Origin of the sequence: Sphingomonas sp. Leaf208 (assembly GCF_001421415.1) — a bacterium.
In the GTDB taxonomy this organism is placed as follows: domain Bacteria; phylum Pseudomonadota; class Alphaproteobacteria; order Sphingomonadales; family Sphingomonadaceae; genus Sphingomonas.
Window position 1 is genome coordinate 77,695 of record NZ_LMKH01000036.1, and the last position, 21,218, is coordinate 98,912.

General features: G+C 66.5%; 14 protein-coding genes. 7 read left to right on the forward strand and 7 right to left on the reverse strand.

The features are described 5' to 3' along the window. Nucleotides 1–87: 87 nt before the first annotated feature. The 3 genes from ASE69_RS17975 to ASE69_RS17985 are packed head-to-tail and all read left to right on the forward strand — an operon-like array spanning nt 88 to nt 3,971. The gene (locus ASE69_RS17975; RefSeq protein ID WP_056489616.1) at nt 88–3,069 is read left to right on the forward strand and encodes an isoleucine--tRNA ligase; all 2,982 of its coding nucleotides are present in this window, start codon (nt 88–90) and stop codon (nt 3,067–3,069) included. Beyond that, nucleotides 3,062–3,565 (forward strand): signal peptidase II, encoded by a 504-nt coding sequence (lspA, locus tag ASE69_RS17980; protein WP_056489618.1) that lies wholly within the window; start codon nt 3,062–3,064, stop codon nt 3,563–3,565. Before ASE69_RS17975 ends, lspA begins: the two co-directional genes overlap by 8 nt. Beyond that, nucleotides 3,558–3,971, forward strand: a complete 414-nt coding sequence (locus ASE69_RS17985) for a DUF3035 domain-containing protein (protein WP_056065856.1) — start codon at nt 3,558–3,560, stop codon at nt 3,969–3,971. The genes lspA and ASE69_RS17985 overlap by 8 nt, the downstream gene beginning before the upstream one ends. A gap of 309 nt (nt 3,972–4,280) precedes the next feature. On the opposite strand, the gene ASE69_RS17990 is transcribed toward ASE69_RS17985, so the two are convergent. The 5 genes from ASE69_RS17990 to ASE69_RS18010 all read right to left on the reverse strand — a co-directional run bounded on the left by ASE69_RS17990 (nt 4,281) and on the right by ASE69_RS18010 (nt 9,630). Continuing rightward, nucleotides 4,281–5,138 carry a TorF family putative porin gene (locus ASE69_RS17990; protein ID WP_056489620.1) on the reverse strand — a complete coding sequence of 286 codons (858 nt, stop codon included), beginning with the start codon at nt 5,136–5,138 and terminating at the stop codon, nt 4,281–4,283. A gap of 209 nt (nt 5,139–5,347) precedes the next feature. Next, nucleotides 5,348–5,995, reverse strand: coding sequence for a 5,6-dimethylbenzimidazole synthase (gene bluB / locus ASE69_RS17995; protein WP_056489622.1), 648 nt, complete (start codon nt 5,993–5,995; stop codon nt 5,348–5,350). 18 nt (nt 5,996–6,013) lie between these two features. Then, nucleotides 6,014–7,210, reverse strand: coding sequence for a cystathionine beta-lyase (gene metC, locus ASE69_RS18000; protein ID WP_056489625.1), 1,197 nt, complete (start codon nt 7,208–7,210; stop codon nt 6,014–6,016). Then, entirely contained in the window at nt 7,207–8,049 is an 843-nt protein-coding gene (locus ASE69_RS18005; RefSeq protein WP_056489627.1) for a sulfurtransferase, read from the reverse strand. Before ASE69_RS18005 ends, metC begins: the two co-directional genes overlap by 4 nt. Before the next feature lie 24 nt (nt 8,050–8,073). Next, nucleotides 8,074–9,630 (reverse strand): cryptochrome/photolyase family protein, encoded by a 1,557-nt coding sequence (locus ASE69_RS18010; protein WP_056489628.1) that lies wholly within the window; start codon nt 9,628–9,630, stop codon nt 8,074–8,076. A 20-nt stretch (nt 9,631–9,650) separates the two neighbouring features. Here ASE69_RS18010 and queF point away from each other — a divergent pair, with 20 nt between their 5' ends. From queF to ASE69_RS18025, 3 genes are all read left to right on the forward strand, one after another. Then, nucleotides 9,651–10,109, forward strand: a complete 459-nt coding sequence (queF, locus tag ASE69_RS18015; RefSeq protein ID WP_056489630.1) for a preQ(1) synthase — start codon at nt 9,651–9,653, stop codon at nt 10,107–10,109. A gap of 146 nt (nt 10,110–10,255) precedes the next feature. Then, nucleotides 10,256–12,526 carry a glycosyltransferase family 4 protein gene (locus ASE69_RS18020; RefSeq protein ID WP_056489632.1) on the forward strand — a complete coding sequence of 757 codons (2,271 nt, stop codon included), beginning with the start codon at nt 10,256–10,258 and terminating at the stop codon, nt 12,524–12,526. A gap of 64 nt (nt 12,527–12,590) precedes the next feature. After that, a complete protein-coding gene (locus tag ASE69_RS18025) occupies nt 12,591–13,874 on the forward strand; it encodes a glycoside hydrolase family 130 protein (protein WP_056489634.1) in 1,284 nt (427 codons plus the stop codon). 277 nt (nt 13,875–14,151) lie between these two features. Here ASE69_RS18025 and ASE69_RS18030 read toward each other — a convergent pair whose 3' ends face one another. Both ASE69_RS18030 and ASE69_RS18035 read right to left on the reverse strand, forming a co-directional pair. Next, a complete protein-coding gene (locus ASE69_RS18030) occupies nt 14,152–16,125 on the reverse strand; it encodes an OPT family oligopeptide transporter (protein ID WP_056489637.1) in 1,974 nt (657 codons plus the stop codon). Nucleotides 16,126–16,286: 161 nt separating this feature from the next. Further along, nucleotides 16,287–17,528 carry an N-acetylmuramoyl-L-alanine amidase gene (locus ASE69_RS18035; RefSeq protein WP_056489639.1) on the reverse strand — a complete coding sequence of 414 codons (1,242 nt, stop codon included), beginning with the start codon at nt 17,526–17,528 and terminating at the stop codon, nt 16,287–16,289. A 540-nt stretch (nt 17,529–18,068) separates the two neighbouring features. Here ASE69_RS18035 and ASE69_RS18040 point away from each other — a divergent pair. Continuing rightward, the gene (locus ASE69_RS18040; RefSeq protein WP_235518964.1) at nt 18,069–21,038 is read left to right on the forward strand and encodes a ribonuclease E/G; all 2,970 of its coding nucleotides are present in this window, start codon (nt 18,069–18,071) and stop codon (nt 21,036–21,038) included. Nucleotides 21,039–21,218 lie beyond the last annotated feature (180 nt).

The following is a 21,218-nucleotide window of genomic DNA, read 5'->3' on the forward strand; positions in this document are numbered from 1 at the left end:
ACCCCCAGCGCCTCCCTTCCAGGGAGGGGAGCAAGAGCGGGACAGGGATGGCAACGTGCGGCCCTGTCGGCTAAGTGCGCCGTACTTATGACCGATACTCCTGCGCCCGCCCGCGATTACCGCGATACCGTCTTCCTGCCGAAGACCGACTTCCCGATGAAGGCGGGCCTCGCCGCGAAGGAACCGGCGATCCTCGAGCGCTGGGCCAAGCTCGGCATCTACGACCGGTTGCGCGAACAGCGGCTCGGACGCGAGCGGTTCATCCTGCACGACGGCCCGCCCTACGCGAACGGCGACATCCACATGGGCCACGCGATGAACAAGGTCCTGAAGGACATCATCGTCCGCTCGCAGTCGCTGATGGGCAAGGACGCACCGTATGTCCCCGGCTGGGACTGCCACGGCCTGCCGATCGAGTGGAAGGTCGAGGAAGCGTATCGCGCGAAGAAGCTGAACAAGGACGACGTCCCCGTCGACCAGTTCCGCGCCGAATGCCGCGCCTATGCCGAGAAATGGGTGGCGGTGCAGAAGGCCGAGTTCGAACGGCTCGGCGTGATGGGCGACTGGGCCGATCCGTACCTGACGATGAAGTACGAGGCGGAAGCCGCGATCGTCGGCGAGCTGCTCAAGTTCGCCGAGAGCGGCCAGCTGTACCGCGGCGCCAAGCCGGTGATGTGGTCGCCGGTCGAAAAGACCGCCCTCGCCGAAGCCGAGGTCGAGTATGAGGACATCGTCTCCACACAGATCAACGTCGCGTTCGAGATCGACTCTGCGCCGAATGCGCCTGAGCTGGTCGGCGCCTATGCGGTGATCTGGACGACGACGCCGTGGACGATCCCGGTGAACCAGGCGCTGAGTTATGGGCCTGAGATCGACTATGTTCTGCTGGCGGATGGCGATCGCCGTTTCCTGGTCGCAGAGGCGCTGATCGAGAACTTTTACGCCCGTACCACCCGTCATCCCGGCGGAGGCCGGGACCCACTTACCAACGGGGGAGACCACGGTGAGGTGGGTCCCGGCCTCCGCCGGGGTGACGGAGAGGAGGGCAGCGCTGCCGTCCTTTGGCGCGGAAAGGGCTCCGACCTCGCCGACGCAACCGCACGGCACCCGATGCACGCGCTCGGCGGGTTCTTCGCGAAGCCGCGGCCGTTCCTCCCCGGCGAGTTCGTCACGACCGACGCCGGCACCGGGCTCGTCCACATGGCGCCTGACCACGGCGAGGACGATTTCGAGCTCTGCAAGCAATACGGCATCGACCCGGTCTTTGCGATCGACGGCGCCGGCATGTACCGTGCCGACTGGGCCTGGCTCGGCGGCCAGGGCAGCGTCATCAACAAGAAGTTCGTGAGCGCCGACGGCCCGATCTGCACCGACCTGCGCGAGGCCGGCGCGTTGCTGGCGGCGAGCGACGACTTCAAGCACAGCTACCCGCATTCGTGGCGATCGAAGGCGAAAGTGATCTTCCGCGCGACCCCGCAATGGTTCATCCCGATGGACCGGAGCGACACCGAGTCCCCCTCCCGCTTGCGGGAGGGGCTAGGGGAGGGCAGTGCCGCGAATGCTGCGCTCGACGCCTCCCCTCCCCCAACCCCTCCCGCTAGCGGGAGGGGAGCAGAAGCAGAAGGCAACGGCGCCACCCTCCGCGAAATCGCACTCGACGCGATCGCCGCGACCACCTGGATCCCCGCGCGCGCCGAAAACCGGATCACGTCGATGGTCCAGGGCCGCCCCGACTGGGTCATCTCGCGCCAGCGCGCCTGGGGCGTGCCGATCGCGCTGTTCGTCGACCGCGCCACCGGCCAGTACCTCAACGACCCTGCCGTCAACGCGCGCATCGTCGAAGCCTTCCGCGAGAACGGCGCGGACGCGTGGTATGCCGACGGCCACCAGGCGCTGCTCGGCCCCGACTACGACCTCGCCGACTATGAGGTCGTGAAGGACATCCTCGACGTCTGGTTCGACTCCGGCTGCACGCACGTCTTCACGGTCGAAGCACGCTACGGCGAGGGAACGCGCGCGAACCTGTATCTCGAAGGCTCGGACCAGCATCGCGGCTGGTTCCAGTCGTCGCTGCTCGAAAGCTGCGGCACGCGCGGTCGCGCACCCTATGACGCGGTCCTGACGCACGGCTTCGCGCTCGACGGCCAGGGGCGGAAGATGTCGAAGTCGCTCGGCAACGTCGTCGATCCATTGAAGATCATCGGCGAGTCCGGCGCGGACATCCTCCGCATGTGGGTCGCCTCGACCGACTATTTCGACGACGTGAAGATCGGCAAGGAAGTGCTCGCCACCGCCTCCGACGCGTACCGCAAGCTGCGCAACACGTTCCGCTACATGCTCGGCGCGCTCGAAGACTTCGACGAGTCCGAGCGCGTCGCCGTGTCCGACATGCCCGAGCTGGAACGCTATGTGCTCCACCGCCTCGGCATGATCGACACCGAACTGCGCCAGGCGGCCGAAGCGTACGAGTTCAACCGCTACACGCGTTTGCTAACCGACTTCGCGAACGAGGACCTGTCCGCGTTCTTCTTCGATATCCGCAAGGACTCGCTCTATTGCGACGCGACCGACGACATCAAGCGCCGGTCGTACCGCACCGTCCTCGACGTCTTGTTCCACGCGCTCGTGCGGTATGCGGCACCGGTGCTCTGCTTCACCGCGGAAGAAGTGTGGCAGTCGCGCTTCCCCAACGACGACAGCTCGGTGCACTACCTCGAATGGCCATCGCTGCCCGAGGTGGAGGACGGCGTCGAGGTCGGGAAGAAGTGGACGCAAATCCGTACACTTCGCGAAACCGTCACCGAAGCGATCGAACCCATGCGTCGCGAAAAGACCGTGCGTTCGAGTTTGGAGGCAGAGGTCACGATCAAATCGATGTCGCCTCTCGCGCCGACTGAAGCTGCGGAATTGGCCGAAGCCTTCATCGTCGCCAAGGTCACGCCCGGCGACACGGTCACCGTAACGCGGACCGACTTCCACAAATGCGGCCGCTGCTGGCGCCACCTCCCCGAGGTGACCGTCGATGGCGAGCTCTGCAACCGGTGCGACGAGGTGGTGGCCGATGCGTAACCTGCCAAAGGCTGGGTTCGGCGCGGCAATCGCGCTCTTCCTCGCCGACCAGCTCAGCAAATGGGCGGTGACCAAGCCGCTCGGGATCGACTCACTCGGCGAGTCGCAGACGATCACCTCGTTCTTCGACCTGCGCTTCGTCCCCAACATCGGCATCTCGCTCGGGCTGCTCCCCGCCGACGGCCACCTCACCCGCTGGGCGCTGGTGCTGCTCACCGGCGCGATCGCGGTCGGCGTCGCGGTGTGGATGACGCGCGAGAAGAACCCCGCCGACCAGGTCGCGCTTGGCTTCGTGCTCGGCGGGGCGATCGGGAATATCCTCGACCGGATCCGTCTCGGCTATGTCGTCGATTTCTGCGACCTGCATATCGGCGAGTGGCGTCCGTTTTTGGTCTTCAATGTCGCCGATGCAGCGATTACTGTCGGCGTGCTCGTCCTGCTTGTTCGGGCGCTCCTCGTGCGCGAGAAGCCCCCTGTGGAGAATTCCCATGCGTAAGTTCGTACCCTTGGCCGCCGGCCTCACATGCGTCGCGCTGCTTTCGGGTTGCGGGGCAGGCCGAAGCCTCGATCGCGCACGCCCGGACGAGTTCGCCGTCGCGCGCCAGGCGCCGCTGGTGATCCCGCCCGACTTCGCGCTCGTCCCGCCGCAGCCCGGCGCCGCCCGCCCGCAGGATACCGCGGCCAACGCCCAGACGCTCGACGCGCTGTTCGGTGGGGCCGCTGCGCGCAGCCCGGCCGAGTCGGGTGTCGTCGCCGATGCGGGCGCCGACAACGACGATCCCGGCATCCGCTCGAGCGCAGGCGATCCCGGCACGACGGTCGTCGACAAGGGTTCGACCACGCGCGACATCGTCGCAGCACCAGAGGGTGACGGCCAGGACGCGAAAACCACCGCGAACTGATCGAGTCCTAGCGGCTGACGAAAAAAGGGCGGCTCCTCGCGGGGCCGCCCTTTTTCGTATCTGACGGCTCGTTCCGCCGCCCCCCGTCATCCTGACGAAAGTCAGGATCCAGAGCCATGAGCGCGTCGCGTGCGGCTCTGGATCCTGGGTCGAGCCCAGGATGACGGGTCGGGTGGGGCGATCAAAAAGTTGAAGGCCCTGATGCAAGCTCAGAGCGCCCTTCCTTGTTCTCCCGCGAAGGCGGGAGCCCAGTCTGGGTCCCCGCCTTCGCGGGAGAACAAGGTTTAGGGGCGCCCTCTCCTCAGGCGATCAGAACGCCGCAGTCAACGACACCAGCACTTTGCCGTTGGCGATTGAGCCATTGCCGTCCTGCCCTCGGCTGAAGCTCGGCTGAAGATACGCCGACTCGCCCTTGCCGATGTCGGTATCGACATACGCCACGCCCAGCGTCAGCGGCGTCGTCGGGATCACGTAGTCCGCGCCGAACAGCCAATCCCAATATTCCCCCGTCGGCGACACGCTCGTCGCGAACGGCCCGAGGCCCTTGTTGCCGTTCGAATAGCCGACATGCGCCTTCACGGTCAGTCCCGTATTCGGGATCCCGCTGCTGACGTCGCCCCAGAGATAGAGGTTGTCGTCCTTCGCATTGACGCGGTCGTATACGCCCGCCGCGGCCGACGCACCGTTGGTATACCACGGCCCCAGCGCCTGCTGCTTCGGTGCGTAGGCCACGCCGGCGAGCAACGCGACCGGGCCGACGGTGCCCGACAGCTTGGCATAGGGCTCGATGAAGTCGGTATTGTCGAACCCGCTCGGGTACATGTACCACGTCGCGCCGACGTCGAGTGCGCCGCCGCCGACGGGCACCTTGTAACCCGCGATCAGATCGAGCTCCATGTTGGCGCCGCCGAACGTGCCCCACCCTGCGAGGTTGGAGCCCCAGGTGCCGATGTACAGCCCGCTCTTGTGCGCGATCGTGATGCCGCCCTGGACGGCGAGGTTCTCGTCCGACTGTGACACGCCGCGAAAGCGATAGTCGTTGGTCAGCCCGACCGAACCCGAGACGGTGACCTCCTTGGGGGGCGCCGTGGCCGCGTCCTGTGCAAACGCTGGCGTAGCGACGGCAGCCAAAGCAATGCCGCCGAGAAGAAGTGTGGTGAAGCGCATCGTTTCCCTTTCGATACCGGAAGTCGATGTCCGCCCTGCATCCGTGGACGCCGCATCTTTCGGGGCCGAACCCCAGTGCGGTCTTTCCAACGGTGACACCGCGATGACAGCCCATGGTGCGCCGCACAAGCGAATCTTGCGTACAATCGGGCTTTGACAGCACGCATGTTGCGCAACCGCCACACTTAGCTGAGAGACAGTCGTCGCGTTCAGCGCGCTAGGACGTTGATCGACCGTCGGTTTTCCCACCCTTCGCGCTCGAGTTCGGGGATGACCGCTTCGGTCTCGGCATAGCCGATGCAGAGATACGCGACGAGGTGCCAAGTCTCGGGCACGTCGAGGATCGTACGGATGCGCGAGGGGTCGAGGATCGAGACCCAGCCGAGGCCGATCCCGTGCGCGCGAGCGGCGAGCCACAGCGTATGGACCGCGATGACGGCGGAATACGCGACGGCTTCGGGCATGGTCCGGCGTCCGAGTCCGTGACCTTGGTCCGGATCGGGTTCGACGAACACCGCGACGTGGCACGGCGCCCGTTCGAGCCCGGCAAGCTTGAGCCGTGCGTAGGTGGCTGCCCTCGCACCCTCCTGCGTCGTCAACGCCGCCGCGTTACACGCCTCGAAGTCCGCGCGGACCGCGGCGCGACGGGCCGGGTCATCGATCGTGACGAACCGCCAGGGCTGGCTTAGCCCGACCGACGGCGAGGCGTTGGCGATCTCCAGCAACCGGTCGAGCAACCCGGTCGGCAGCGGGTCGCGCCGAAAATGCCGGACATCGCGGCGCCAACGGAACAGCGTGTCCAGCTCGGCCTGAAACGCGGGGCCGAAGATGGGTGCATCAGCCTTCCACGCGGACACGCCTCGATCGGAAATCGTCTAGACCTTTGCGGCAGAGAAGGCGGCGAGCCCGACTTCGAGATCGGCGATCAGGTCTGCCGGGTCTTCGAGACCGATCTGGAGGCGGACCATCGGGCCTGCGGCGTCGCGCTTGGTGACGCTGCGGTAGCGGTGCGGGTCGGCGGGGATGGCGAGGCTTTCGAACCCGCCCCAGCTATAGCCGATGCCGAATAGTTGCAGCGTGTCGATCAAGGCGGCACGCGACGCTTCGTCGCCGCCATTCAGGACGAACGAGAAGAGCCCGCTGGAGCCCTTGAAGTCGCGGACGAACAGGTCGTGGCCGGGGCAATCGGGGAGCGCGGGGTGGAGGACCTGTGCGACTTCGGGACGCGTCTTCAGCCATTGTGCGATCTGGAGCGCACTCGACTGGTGCTGCGCGAGGCGGACCGCCATCGTGCGCAAGCCCCGGCTGCCGAGCCAGCAATCGTCGGGGCTGGCGACCTGGCCGAGCTGGAAACTCGTCTCGCGGAGCTTCTTGAAATGGCCGGGCGCGGCGGTGACCGAACCGAGCATCACGTCCGAATGACCGACCACGTATTTGGTGCCGGCGAGGATCGTCAGGTCGACGCCGCGCTCGATCGCGGGGAAGAACAGCGGGGTGGCCCAGGTGTTATCGAGCAACGTCGTCACGCCCCTCGCCTTCGCGGCGGCGACGATTGCGGGGACATCCTGCACCTCGAAGCTCAGCGATCCGGGGCTTTCCATGAAGATCGCTCGCGTGTTCTCGCCGATCAGGTCGGCGATGCCCGCGCCGATCATCGGGTCGTAATAACGCGTGGTGATGCCGAACCGCTTGAGCAGCCCGCCCGCCATGCCGCGCGTCGGGTCGTAGGCGCTGTCGACCAGCAGCAGTTCGTCGCCGGGGGACAGCACCGACAGCAACGCCGCCGCGATCGCTGCGACACCCGAGCAATAGAGGAACGTCCCCTCCGCGCCCGACTCCAGCGAGGTCAGCGCGTCGGCGAGGCTCCACTGCGTCGGCGTGCCCTTGCGCCCGTAGAACAGCCGGTGATGCGTATCGCGCGTGGCGCTTTCGCGGAGATGGCCGACCGAATCGTAGAGGATGGTAGAGGCCCGCCAGACCGGCGGACTGACGATACCTTGAGTCCATTCCGGGCGACGGCCCGCGAGAACGACCTTGGTCGCGTCGCCGACCGGCTTGTTCGTGTCGCTCATGCCGTGCCTGTCGCCTTGGGTGTCGAGGGGTCGCCGCCCCATTCGGACCAGCTGCCGTCGTACAGCGCCGCGTCGTTGCCGAGCAGATGCGCGCCGAACGCGAGCACCGACGCGGTGATGCCCGAGCCGCAAGTCATCACGATCGGCTTCGCCAGGTCGATGCCCGCCTTGTCGAACTCGGCCTTCAACGCGTCGCCGGTCTTCCACGTGCCATCGGCGTTGAACACCGCGCCCTGCGGCAGGTTCTTCGAGCCCGGAATATGCCCCGGCGCGGTGCCCGGCCGCGGGTCTTCCTCCGCGCCAGTGAAGCGCGCCGCGGACCGTGCGTCGAGCACCTGCTCCGCACCGCTTGCGACATTCGCCTTCATCTGGTCGAGATCGCGCACGCCCTTCAGGTCCGCCCAGGTCGTGAAGTGGCGATGCCGCGGCGTTTCCTTGCCGGACGCGGTCTCGCGCCCCTCGGCCTGCCACTTGGCAAGCCCACCATCGAGGATCGCGACGTTGTGCGCGCCGAACAGCCGCAGCAACCACCACGCACGCGCCGCCGTGTGCCAGGGCGAACTGTCGTACAGCACGATCCGACTGCCATCGCCAAGCCCCAGCGTCTGCATCCGGCTCGCGAACTTCTCCGCCGAGGGCAGCGTGTTGGGCAGGTCGCTGTCGGTATCGCGCAACTCGCTGAGGTTCATGAACACCGCGCCGGGGATGTGCGCCGCCTCATACTCCGCCGCCGCATCGCGACCCTCGGCGTAGGTCGCGTCGACGATCCGCAGATCGCCCACTCCCGAAGCCGCGCCCAGTTCGTTCGCCAGCCATTCGATGCTTACCAACGCGTCCATATGCGGCTCCTTGTGCTCGATCGGTCAGTAGCCAGCGGGGCCGCTCGCGTCGAGGGAGGCGAGGAATCCCGCCGCCTGCGCGCGCGTCGCCTCGCGGTCCGCCTCGGACTGTTTCGCCCAGTTGCGATACGGCATCGCCAGCCGGTTGTTGCGCCCGAGCTTGTCCTCGTGCCGCGCGAGGAAATCCCAGTACAGCGCGTTGAACGGGCACGCATCGGGGCCGATCCGCTGCTTCACGTTATACCGGCACGTCCCGCAATAATCGGACATCCGGTCGATATACGCGCCCGACGAGATATACGGCTTCGACCCGAGCAGCCCGCCATCGCCGAACTGGCTCATCCCCAGCGTATTGGGCAGCTCGACCCATTCGTAGGCGTCGACATACACCTCGAGATACCAGAGGTGCACCTTGGCCGGGTCCGCGCCGATCAGCAGCGCAAAATTGCCCGTCACCATGAGCCGCTGGATATGGTGCGCGTGCGCGGTCTCCAGCGTCTGGCTGATCGCCTCGCGCAGGCAGTGCATATCGGTCTCGCCGGTCCAGTACCAGCCGGGGAGTTCGCGGTGGTGGTCGAGGAAGTTGCGTTCGACGTACTCCGGCCCCTCGCGCCAGTAGATGCCGCGCATATACTCCCGCCAGCCGATGATCTGGCGAATATAGCCCTCGACCGCGTTCAAGGGAGCACGTCCAGCGCGATATTCCGCCTCCGCGCGACGGCACAGGTCTAGCGGATCGAGCAGCCCCGAATTGATGTACGGCGACAGGATCGAGTGCCACAGATGCCGCTCGCCGGTGAGCATCGCATCCTCGTAGTCGCCGAACTGCGCGAGCGCGTGCTTGAAGAAATTCGCCGCCTGCCGCTCCGCATCCTTCGCGGTCACGGCGTATTCGAACCCGTCGAGGCTCCCCGGATGATCCGCGAACCTCTCCGCCACCAGCGCCAGCACACCTTGCGTGATCGCGTCCGGCTTGAACCCCAGCGGACGCGGCATCAGCAGGTCGTTCTTCGCGGGCTTGCGGTTCTCCTTGTCGAAGTTCCAGCGATCGCCCTCGGGCTTGCCGGCGGTCATCAACAACCCGGTGCGCGTCCGCATCTGGCGGTAGAACCACTCCATCGTCAGCGACTTTCGCTCGGCGGCCCACGTTTCGAAATCAGCATGGCTGGCAAGGAAGCGGTCGTCGCTGCGCATCTCGACGGGAATGCCAAACAGCGTCTCCCAGCTTTCGAGCATCGCCATCACCCGCCACTCGCCGCCCTCGGTGACGACGATCCGCTCGGGGTCATGCCGCTCGACCGCGCGCGCTATCTCGCCGGTGAAGCTGCCCGCATTGTCGGGGTCGTCGAGCTGCGTGTATTCGACCGTCCACCCGGCCTCGCGCAGCGCCTCGGCATGATGCCGCATCGCCGACAGGATATACGCGATCTTGCGCTTGTGGTGGCGGACATAGGTCGTCTCCTCGTCGACCTCCATCATCAGCACGATCGTGGTTTTGGGATCACAGTCCCGCAGCGAGGCCAGGTCGATCGTGAGCTGGTCGCCGAGGATCGGTACGAGTGTGGTTTTCTTGCGCGTCATCGCATCCTACATGGCGGCACATGACCGCTCCCCAGAACCCATTGCATCTCGGCCAGAACAGCGCCCTCCCCGCCTCTCCAGAAGAGGCCGTGCTCGATTATGTTCCGAACCCGCGGCCAGGCCGAACGTATCTCGTCCGGTTCGCGGCGCCCGAGTTCACGTCGCTGTGCCCCGTCACCGGCCAGCCCGACTTCGCGCACCTCGTCATCGACTATGTCCCCGGCGAGACGATCGTCGAGTCGAAGTCGCTGAAACTGTTTCTGAGCAGCTTCCGCAATCATGCCGGGTTCCACGAGGATTGCACCGTCGGCATCGGCGAGCGGCTGTTCGACGAGATGAAACCGGTGTGGCTGCGCATCGGCGGCTATTGGTATCCGCGCGGTGGAATCCCGATCGACGTGTTCTGGCAATCGAGTGCACCGCCGCACGATCTGTGGCTGCCGGACCAGGGCGTCGCCCCCTATCGCGGCCGTGGATGAGGCACGCGTAAAGTCGGTTTGATCTGGGTTGTTAGTATTCCCGTGCTGCACTGCAGTATGTGATGAAACTTTATGCTACCTGAACCGTTCAAATGGATGCGCGACCGGGTTCTCCCAGAAGTGCGCGCTCAAACGAGGGACAGGGTATGGTGAAACCGGCGGACGGTGGGAATATCGCGCGACTGGCGCTGATCGGTAATTTCCTGCCGAGACAGTGTGGCATCGCCACCTTCACGACCGACGTTTTCACGGCCATGCGCGCGCGCTTTCCCGAGATCGCCGTCGACGTCTACGCGATGGACGATCATCCCGGCAAATACGACTACCCGGCCGAAGTCACGGGCACGATCCCCGAGCCCGATCTGTCGGCCTATATCGACACCGCACGGAAGATCGAAGCCAGCGGCGCGCAGGCGATCTGGCTGCAGCACGAATACGGCATCTTCGGTGGCCCGGCCGGCGAGCATATCCTCGCGTTGCTCGATCGCACCACGCTGCCCGTCATCGTCACGTTGCACACCATCCTCGAAAAGCCCAATGCCGATGAGCGCCGCGTACTCGAAGGGCTGCTGCGTCGCGCAGCCCGCGTTATCGTCATGGCCGAGCGTGGCCGCGATATCCTCCAGCGCGTCTATGGTGCGAACTCGCGCCAGATCGTCATGATCCCGCACGGCGTGCCCGATCGCGACCTGCTCGATCCCGCCGTGCTGAAGGACAAGTTCGGCTGGGAAGGCCGCAAGGTCATGCTGACGTTCGGCCTGCTCGCGCCAAACAAAGGGATCGAGACGGTCATCAACGCGCTGCCCGCGGTGATCGCGAAGCAACCCGACCTGCTGTACGTCGTGCTCGGCGCGACCCACCCGAACCTCGTCGCGTACGAGGGCGAGAAGTACCGCGACAAGCTGAAGGCGCTCGCCGCCGAGAAGGGCGTCGCCGACAACGTCTCGTTCGTCGACGCCTTCCTCGAGCATGGCGAACTGCTCGATTATCTGCAGGCGTCGGACGTCTATGTGACGCCGTACACCAACCCCGCGCAGATCACGTCGGGCACGCTCAGCTACGCTATCGGCGTCGGCAAGCCCGTCATCTCGACACCGTACGTGCACGCGACCGAAATCCTCGCGGATGGTCACGGGGTGCTCGTGCCCTTCGGCGATGTCGACGCGTTCACGCGCGAGATCGACGCGCTGATGTCGAACGACCGCGATCGCAACCGTCTGGCCGAGCGTGCCTATGCGCGTGGCCGCACGATGATCTGGCCGAAGCTCGCCGAGGCAATGATGACGGAGATCCGTGCGATCGTGGCGGCGCGCCCTTTTCGCCTCGCCAAGGTCCCAGCCCCGCTGAAGCAGCTGACGCCTGATTTTGCCGCGGTCGAGCGGATGAGCGATTCGACCGGCATGCTCCAGCATTCGATCTATTCGATTCCCGATCGTCGTCACGGCTACTGCATCGACGATAACTGCCGCGCGCTGATGCTGATGAGCGCGATGCCGGGTCTCGACGACGTGACGCGCGACAAGTGGATGACGATCTACGCGTCGTTCGTGCAATACGCTTGGAACCCGGACACGCGCCGCTTCCGCAACTTCATGAACTTCGATCGCACCTGGTGCGAGGATTCGGGCTCGGAGGATTCGAACGGCCGCACGCTCTGGTCGCTCGGCGTTACCGCGCGCGATGCGCAGGCCGCCAAGCACCGCGACTGGGCGACCGCGATGTTCGATTCCACCGCATCGATGGCATTGGAACTCGGCTCCTTGCGCGCGCAGGCGTTCGCGATGCTCGGCGCGGCGGCGATGCTGGAGGCCAAGCCCGGTCACCAGCTGTCACTGTCGATCCTCGAAGCCTTCCCCAAGGTCCATCTCGACCTGCTTGCCAAGGCGCGCCGTCCGGAGTGGCAGTGGTTCGAGATCGTGCTCGCCTACGACAATACGCGCCTCCCGCAGGCGCTGATCCGCGCAGGCCAGGCGCTGGGGCGTCAGGACCTGATCGACTGCGGCCTCGCCACGCTCGACTGGATCGTCGCCAAGCAGACCTCGCCGGAGGGTCGTTTCCGCGCGGTCGGGTCGGAGAGCTTCAACCGGCCCTATGCGGAGCCGTTGCAGTTCGACCAGCAGCCGCTGGAGGCGCAGGCGACTGTCGATGCGTGCGCCGCGGCGTATGACGCGACCGGCGACGTGCGCTGGCGTGACGAGGCGTTGCGCGCCTACGGCTGGTTCCTCGGCGTCAACGACCTCGACTTGCCGCTCGCGAGCGTTGCGGACGGCGGTTGCTATGACGGCCTGATGCCCAACGGGCTCAACCGAAACCAGGGTGCCGAGTCGATTTTGGCGCTCCAACTCGCAAGTTGTGCGATTTCAGGGGTATCAAAGGCAGCGCAAAGCGTGGCAGGAGCGGCGCGCGTCGTCGCCTAGCCACGCTAGAGACAGCCTGACAGGCGACGGTGCGCTGAGTGGAACGACGCGGGGCACTGCTACGATGGATCTGTTCAACCACCAGCTACGGCTGCACGCGGACCCTTCGCGCGTCGTCGTGCGGCCGTTCCATATCGCCTGGGGCGGTCATGGCGGCGCACCGAGCCGCACCGAGCGGCTCGTCGGCGAAGTGCTGGAAATGTCGCCCGCACAGGCGCGCGCGCAGCTCGAGGTCGTGCTGAAGGATTTCGAGGCACGCCACTGGCAGACGCGGCGCGTGTTCATGACGCGCTACGACCAGATCGAGGACATGCTCGGACTGAACGGCGCGGAGATCGGCGACGAGAAGCGTCAGCTGATCGGCGCGTATTTCTGCCACGAATACAGCTATGCCGCCGCCGCGCTGATGAACCCCAGCGCGGTGCCGCATTTCGATCAGTCGGGCATGCCGCCGGGCTCGATGCGCATCCTCATGTCGCTGCGCGCGGTCGGCGAGGGTCACATCTCCTCCGTCGCTTTTCGCGAAGGCATCATCACCTGCGAAAACCAGATGAAGCTCGCGCCAGAACCCCCTTTCGCGACCGCGACCGATGCTGTCGGCAGCGGCGAGGACGAGATGCCGATCGGCCCCGTCACCGTCTATCGCCACCGCGACAGCACGCTGAGCGGCACGGTGATCTTCCCGATCACGCAGGCGCAGTCGAAGGGCTTAGAGGATCTCCGCATCGTCCGCTTCCAGCACGAGGGCGGCGATTACGAGTGGATCGGCACCTACACCGCGTATAACGGCTCGGTGATCCAGTCCGAACTGATGCGCACGCGCGATTTCCGCGCATTCGACCTCGTGCCGATGACCGGCCCCGCCGCGCGCAACAAGGGCATGGCGCTGTTCCCACGGAAGGTGAACGGCCAGTACATGATGATCGGCCGGCAGGACGGCGAGAACCTGTTCCTGCTCAAGTCGGACACGCTGACCGACTGGGACGACGGCGAGAAGATCCTGACGCCCGAATATCCGTGGGAGCTGGTGCAGATCGGCAATTGCGGCCCTCCGATCGAACTCGACGAGGGCTGGCTGCTGCTGACGCATGGCGTCGGTGCGATGCGCAAATACTCGATCGGCGCGGTGCTGCTAGACAAGGACGATCCTTCGAAGGTGATCGGCCGGACGAGCCAGCCGATCCTCGCCGCGAAGGACCAGGACCGCGAGGGGTATGTGCCCAACGTCGTCTATAGCTGCGGCGCGTTGAAGCATGGCGACACGATCTTCATGCCGTACGGGATCGCCGACAGCTCGGTGGGCTTCGCGTTTGTGCCGATCAAGGACATGCTTGCTGCGATGAAGTGAGGGGGGGCGTCGCTCACGGACGCCATCCTTCTCCCACCCGTAGGCACCACCCCGGCATTAAGCCGCCACCCCGGCACTAAGCCGCTACCCCGGCGAAGGCCGGGGCCCAGTTGGCAAGGCTGTAGTGACGAAGCGCATTGCTCAGTTAGCAACGTCCCCCAACTGGGCCCCGGCCTCCACCGGGGTGGTGCACTAGAACCGAGCGCATCTCCCGCTTCTTGTTCTCCCGCGAAGGCGGGAGCCCAGTCTGGATCCCCGCCTTCGCGGGGAAACAAGCTTACCGCGAAGCCGCCATAGTCCGCCGGTACATCACCCACGTCAGCACCGCGAACAACACCGTCCCGCCAACCAGCGACACGCTCGCAAACCCATCCCCAACCAGCGCCAACGGCGTCTCCTTGTTGGTCAGATACACGATCCCCGCAAAGCCGACGCCCCACAGCGACTCCCCGACGATCATGCCGGTAGCGGTCAGCACACCCATCCGCTTGGCCAACTCAGGATCCCGAGCCCGGTCCGCCCAGCGATCGTAAGCAAACCCCACGACCGCCCCGATCGTAACCGGCAACGTCACCGACATCGGCAGATACACGCCAAGCCCGACGCCAAGCGGCGGCAACCGCAGCTTCCCCGCCTTGCCGAGCAACTCATCGACCGCGATCACGACCACGCCGGTCAGCGCCCCATACCCGATCATAGCCCAGTTGAGATTGCCCCCCAGCACGCCCTTTGCCAGCGCCGAGATCAACGCCGCCTGAGGCGCCGCCAGCGCATTCGGCCCCGCCCCCGGCGCCCCCGCAAACCCAAGCGTGCTCCCGAGCAAGTTCAACACCGGCGGCACGACGATCGACCCGAACACCACGCCGATCAGCAACGCGACCTGCTGCTTCCACGGCGTCGCACCAACCAGCTGGCCCGTCTTCAGATCCTGCAGATTGTCGTTCGAGATCGTCGCGATGCCGAACACGATCCCCGTGACGATCAGTCCGTAGGCGACCAGCGCCTGCGTCGTCCCCGGCTCGACCGCGCGGCCAAACCACGACACCAGCAGGATCGACGCCGCGAGAATGGCGAGGATGCCGATCCCAGACACTGGCGAGTTCGACGCGCCGATCAGCCCCGCCATGTACCCGCACACCGCCGCGATCACGAGGCCGATGACGAGGATGAACACGAGGCTCCCCGCGATCAGCCCGATCGCCGACGCCTCCAGCGGCCCGCCCTGCAACACGGTCCAGAGCAGGATGCCGATCGGCACCAGCATCGCCAGCGAGCCGATCCCGACGATCCCGATCGGAATGTCGCGCTCCTCCAGCGCCAGCACTTCGCCGCCACGCTTGGCCGCCGACGCCGCCAGCGCCGAGCGGACGCCGCCGACCACCGGCCCGGCGATCTTCAACAGCGTCCAGATCGCCGCAACGCCGATCACGCCCGCGCCGAAGAAACGGACGTCCGAGCGGAACACGGTGTTGGCGATCACTTCCGCGGTGCCGGTGACGCTCCCGCCCGAGGTCAGGATCGGCAGCAGGATCCACCAGCCGATCACCACGCCGGCGAACATCGCCATGCCGACCGAAATCCCGACCAGATGCCCCGCGCCGAGCAACGCGAACGACAGCCCGCCCGAGATCCCGGTCGCGCCCGCGCCGACGCGAAACCACGTCGCGGCCTCGGCGGCGGCGAGCTTGGTCTGCGTCAGGATCGCGAACCCGGCCGAGACGACCGCGTTGGCGACGATGATGCCGAGCCCGCGCGCGCTCTCCTCCCCGCCCTCGCGACTACCCGCGCCGACCTTCAGAACCTCGGCGGCCGCGCGGCCCTCCGGATACGGCAGCACCGTGTCGACGACGAGCGCGCGGCGCAGCGGCACCGAGAACAACACGCCGAGCACGCCACCGAACATCGTGATCGCCGCGGTGGTGAAGAACGGAAAGCCCTGCCACCAGCCGATCATCACCAGCCCCGGCAGCACGAAGATGATGGCTGCCAGCGTGCCCGCGGCGGACGCGATCGTCTGGACGATGTTGTTCTCGAGGATCGTCGAATCCTTGAACAACCGCAGCACCGCCATGGATATGACCGCAGCCGGGATCGACGTCGCGAACGTCAGCCCTATCTTGAGCCCGAGATAGACGTTGGCCGCGGTGAACAGCAGCGTGATGATCCCGCCGAGCACGATCCCGCGAAACGTAAGCTCGCGCATGCTGGTCTCGGGGCCCGTCTCGGTTACGCCCCGGGTCGCGTCGGTCATGTCGTCAGCCTCAAAGCAATTTGGGCGACTTGTGGCATGATGTGCGATCAGAGGAAACAGTATCGACCGTAACTAGCCAGTTCTCCTGCGAAGGCGGGAGTCCAGACTGGGCTCCCGCCTTCGCGGGAGAACAAGGAGGAGCGAGCACCCCCTCCCCAAATCTACCGCGCCGCCATCCGCCGCGCGAAATGCACCTCGACCGCCCGCGTCACGCTCTCCGCGATCCGGTGCCGGCCCTCCTCGCTATCCAGGAACGCAGCGTCCTGCGGGTTCGAGATATACCCAGTCTCGAACAGGATCGACGGCATGTCCGGCGCCTTCAGCACCATCAGCGACGCCATCCGGTGGAAGTTCGCCTTCAACGGCATCAGCGGTTTCGCCTCGCGCCCGAGCAGCCGCGCGAACGTCGCCGAGGCGTTCATCGTCTCGCGTTGCGTCAGGTCGATCAGGATCGACGACACGTCCGCGGGCGCCTCGCCGAGGTTCACCCCGGAGATCACGTCCGCCTTGTTCTCGCGCGCCGCCAGCCGCGCCGCCTCCTTGTCCGAAGCCACCTCAGACAACGTGTACGCCGTCGCCCCGGTAGCGTTCTCGGAACCCGTGCTGTCGCAATGGATCGATATGAACAGGTCACCCTTCAAGCGCCGCGCGACGCCATACCGCTCGCGCAGAATCAGATAGCGGTCGTCGTTCCGCGTCAGCGCCACGCGTACGCGCCCTGACGCCAGCAACTCGTCACGGATCGCCTTGGCGACCTTCAGCGTCACGTCCTTCTCGCGCAGCCCGTTCGGCCCAATCGCGCCGGGATCGACACCGCCATGCCCCGCGTCGATCACCACCAGCGGTCGCGTATCGTCGCCCTGCACGCGCGGCAGTTTCATACCCCGCGCCTTGGGCGGCACCGGTACCGACACCTTGTACTTCGGCCGCGAAGCAGCCCCGAAATTGAACGGGAAGAAGTTCAGCGGCCCGGCGATCCCGGCTTCCGCGAACTGGTCGTAATCGACCGTGCGCAACGCCAGCGTCAGCTCGCGCCCGTCGGAGTCGAACCCGCCATCGGTCACGATCGCCGGCTCGGCCAGATCGAACACCATCCGCATCCCCGATCGCCCGCTGCGCATCTGCGTTACGCCGGTCACCAGCCCGCGCCCCACTACCTCCCGCCCCGGAGTCGCTCCCGACACGTCGACCGCGATCTGGCGCGGTCCGGTCAGCACGCGGCTGGCGGCATCGCCGACCGCCTCATCGAAGCGGATGACGATCCGCCCGTCCCTGATCGCGACGCTCTGCACGGTCGCCGCCCACGCGGGGACGCTCGCCAGCCAGCCGGCGATGAGGGCGATGACCGTCAACACCTCGCGTCCTTGCCGTGCGGCCCTGCCGCCGGTCCAGCGAAAACCCATGCTACACCCCTTTGATCGATACATCCGATCTCTGTGAGCGAGCGATAGCGCCTCGCATCACAAGACGCGGTTGCGCAGTGCGGTTAATTTGCCGTTTGCCATGTATTTGCCGGCAAGGCTCTGCCGCCCCGGCAAGTCTGCGCCTCGCTGCCCCTATTTCGAGCCGAAACGCCCACGAAAGCGACGGTTCCGGGGCTAGTTGCGAGATCGGGTATGCAGTGCTAGTCCTGTCGTACAGCCGTGTGTCGCCTAGTTTTTACCAGCGACGCGCCGGTCTCGACGCCCGCCAGCGGATTCTCGCCGGCGCGGCAATTCAGGTTGACGCTCGAATGACGCATTCCCCCCGCCCCGCACTCCGACCGGCCTTCGCCGACGGACTCGCGGTCGTGCGGGCGCCGCAGGGAGAGTTCCCGCGGCATGCACTTCGCGCAGAGGCAGTTTCGCATACCATCCGCGAGTCCGGGCGTCCGTGCCCGACCGCACCACCATCAAGCGCGCGACGGCTGCCGACAGGCCCGGCGCGCGCGCGGAGAATCTACAATGACAACGCGCATGCTGATCGACGCACGCCACCGGGAAGAGACCCGGATCGCAGTCGTCAAGGGTAACCGGATCGAGGAATTCGATTTCGAGAGTGCCGAACGCAAGCAGCTCAAGGGCAATATCTACCTCGCCAAGGTCACGCGGGTCGAGCCGTCGCTCCAGGCGGCGTTCATCGATTACGGCGGCAATCGCCACGGCTTCCTCGCATTCAGCGAGATCCACCCCGATTACTACCAGATCCCCAAGGAAGATCGCGACGCGCTGCTCCGTGAAGAAGCCGAGCATGCCGCCGAAGAAGCCGCCCTGCGCGCCGACTACGACTCGGACGACGAAGAGGGTGACGACGAGGACGACATCGAGCGCTTCGAGGACGATGGCGGGGTAGATCCCGACGTCGCCGAGGAACTCGAAGGCGGCGAAGCGGGCGAAGCCCCCCGCCGCAAGCGCAAGCCGAGCGCCGACGATGCCGCGGTCGAGGACCTGCGCGAGCGTCGCATGAACCTGCGCCGTCGCTACAAGATCCAGGACGTGATCCATCGCCGCCAGGTGCTGCTCGTCCAGGTCGTCAAGGAGGAGCGCGGCAACAAGGGCGCGGCGCTGACCACGTACCTGAGCCTCGCCGGTCGCTACTGCGTGCTGATGCCGAACACGTCGCACGGCGGCGGCATCTCGCGGAAGATCTCGAACGCGGGCGATCGCAAGCGCCTCAAGACGATCATGGCCGACATGCAGCTGCCGCCGTCGATGGGCTGCATCGTCCGCACCGCCGGCCTCCAGCGCTCGAAGGTCGAGATCAAGCGCGACTTCGATTACCTCGCCCGCCTCTGGGACGGCATCCGCGAAGCCACGCTCAAGGCGTCGGCTCCCGCGCTCGTCTATGGCGACAGCGACCTGATCAAGCGCGCGATCCGCGACATCTACAACAAGGAAATCGAAGAGGTCATCGTCGAGGGCGAGGACGGCTATCGCCAGGCGCGCGAGTTCATGCGCCTGCTGATGCCGACGCACGCGCGGCGCATCAAGCATTACGCCGACCCCGTGCCGCTGTTCCAGCGCGCCGGCGTCGAGGATCAGCTTGCCGCGATGTACCACCCCGTCGTGCAGCTGAAGTCGGGCGGCTACCTGGTCATCAACCCGACCGAGGCGCTCGTCTCGATCGACATCAACTCTGGCCGTTCGACGCGCGAGCATTCGATCGAACAGACCGCGACCGCGACCAACCTCGAGGCGGCACAGGAAATCGGCCGCCAGCTCCGCCTGCGCGACATGGCCGGGCTCGTCGTCATCGACTTCATCGACATGGATAACAATTCCAACGTCCGTAAGGTCGAGAAGGCGATGAAGGAGGCGCTCAAGAACGATCGCGCGCGCATCCAGATCGGCCGCATCTCGTCGTTCGGCCTCATGGAAATGAGCCGCCAGCGCCTCCGCACCGGCGTGCTTGAAGCATCTACGCGTGCTTGCCCGCATTGCGAGGGCACCGGCCTCGTCCGCACCGCATCGTCGTCGGGCATCTCCGCACTTCGCCTGATCGAGGACGAGGCCGCCCGCGGTCGCGGTTCGCTGCTCACCCTGCGCGCGAGCCAGGAAGCCGCGGTGTACATCCTCAACCGCAAGCGCGCCGACATCGCCGAGATCGAGGATCGCTACGGCGTGATCGTCGAGATCATCCCCGGCCAGGACGAGGAAGGCGCGCACATGACGGTCGAGGCCAGCGGCCCGCCGCCCGCGCATGCGCCGAAGTTCGTCCAGATCATCGAGGAAGACGAGGACGACCTTCCCGAGGAGATCGAGGACGAGATCGAGGAAGAGGAAGTCGAGGAGGCCGAGGCTGAGCAGCCGCGTCGTCGTGAGGGCGGTCGCGAAGGTAACGGCGAGCAGCGTGCGCCCCGTGAGGCTCGCGATGCGGATGGTGAAGGCGGCAAGAAGCGCCGCCGTCGTCGCGGTCGTCGCGGTCGCGCACGTCCCGGTGAGGAAGGTGCAGTAGAGGGCGTCAACGAGGACGGCACGTTCGAGGATGCCGACACCAACGTCGAGGAGATCGACGAGGTCGAGGGCGACATCGTCGAAGTCGGCGGTGGCGAAGCGGTCGAGGCCGGCGCACCCGCCGAGCAGACCAATGGCGCAGAGGGCGAAGGCCGTCGTCGTCGCGGTCGTCGGGGACGTCGTGGCGGTCGCCGCAACGAGCAGGGTTCGGAGAACGGCCAGTCGGTCGCCGTCAGCAGCGTCGACGACGCCCAGCTGATCGCCGAGGCCCCCGAGCCGGAAGCGTATGAGCCGGTCGAGTCGACCTATGCCGAGCCGCCTTACGAGCCCGCGTTCGAGCCCGCCGTCGAGGAAGCCCCGGTCGCGGAAGTCGCCGATGGTCCGAAGATGCGCCGTCGTCCGCGTGCCCGTGCGGCAGCCGCAGCGGCGAACATCGCCGAGGCGGTCGCCGATGCAGCCCCCAAGGCTCGTCGTGGTCGCAAGCCACGCGCGGTCGAAGCGGACGCCGAGATGGTTGCACCGGAGCCCGTGGTTCCGGCGCCGATCGCTCCGGAGCCCGTCGCGGTCGAGCCGGCTGCACCGAAGCCCGGCCGTCGTCGTCGCGAAGCGGTCGCAGAGGCGACGATGGACGAGGTGAGCGCAACGCCCGCCGAGACCATCGAAGCGTCGGCGCCAAAGCCCAAGCGTGCGCGTCGCAAGGCGTCGGACGCGGTGGTCGAAGCGCCAGCGGTTGAAGAGGCGGTCGTCGAGGAAGCGCCCGCCAAGGTCGCCAAGCCCCGCGGTCGCCCGCGGAAAGCAGCCGTGGTCGACGCAGGCGATGCCGCCCCGACCGGCGAGCCCGTCGCCGAGCCGATCGCGACCACCCCGCCCAAGGCCGAAGTCCAGCCCCAGGACGTCGCGACTTCGGACACCAACGACGGCGCCAACGACGACCCCGACGGCGCCCCCCGCCGCGGCTGGTGGCAGCGCACCTTCGGCTAACCCCGGACGCTGTCACCGAAGAACGGGCGCGACCGAAAGGCCGCGCCCATTTTCGTTTGTGGGGAAGATCGCCCCTCCGAACGCGTGCAGCCTCGAGCGGCCAACGCGCTCTCGTGGAAAGGCAGAAAGCTTGTATCCCCGCGAGGGCGGGGACCCAGACTGGGCACCCGCCTTCGCGGG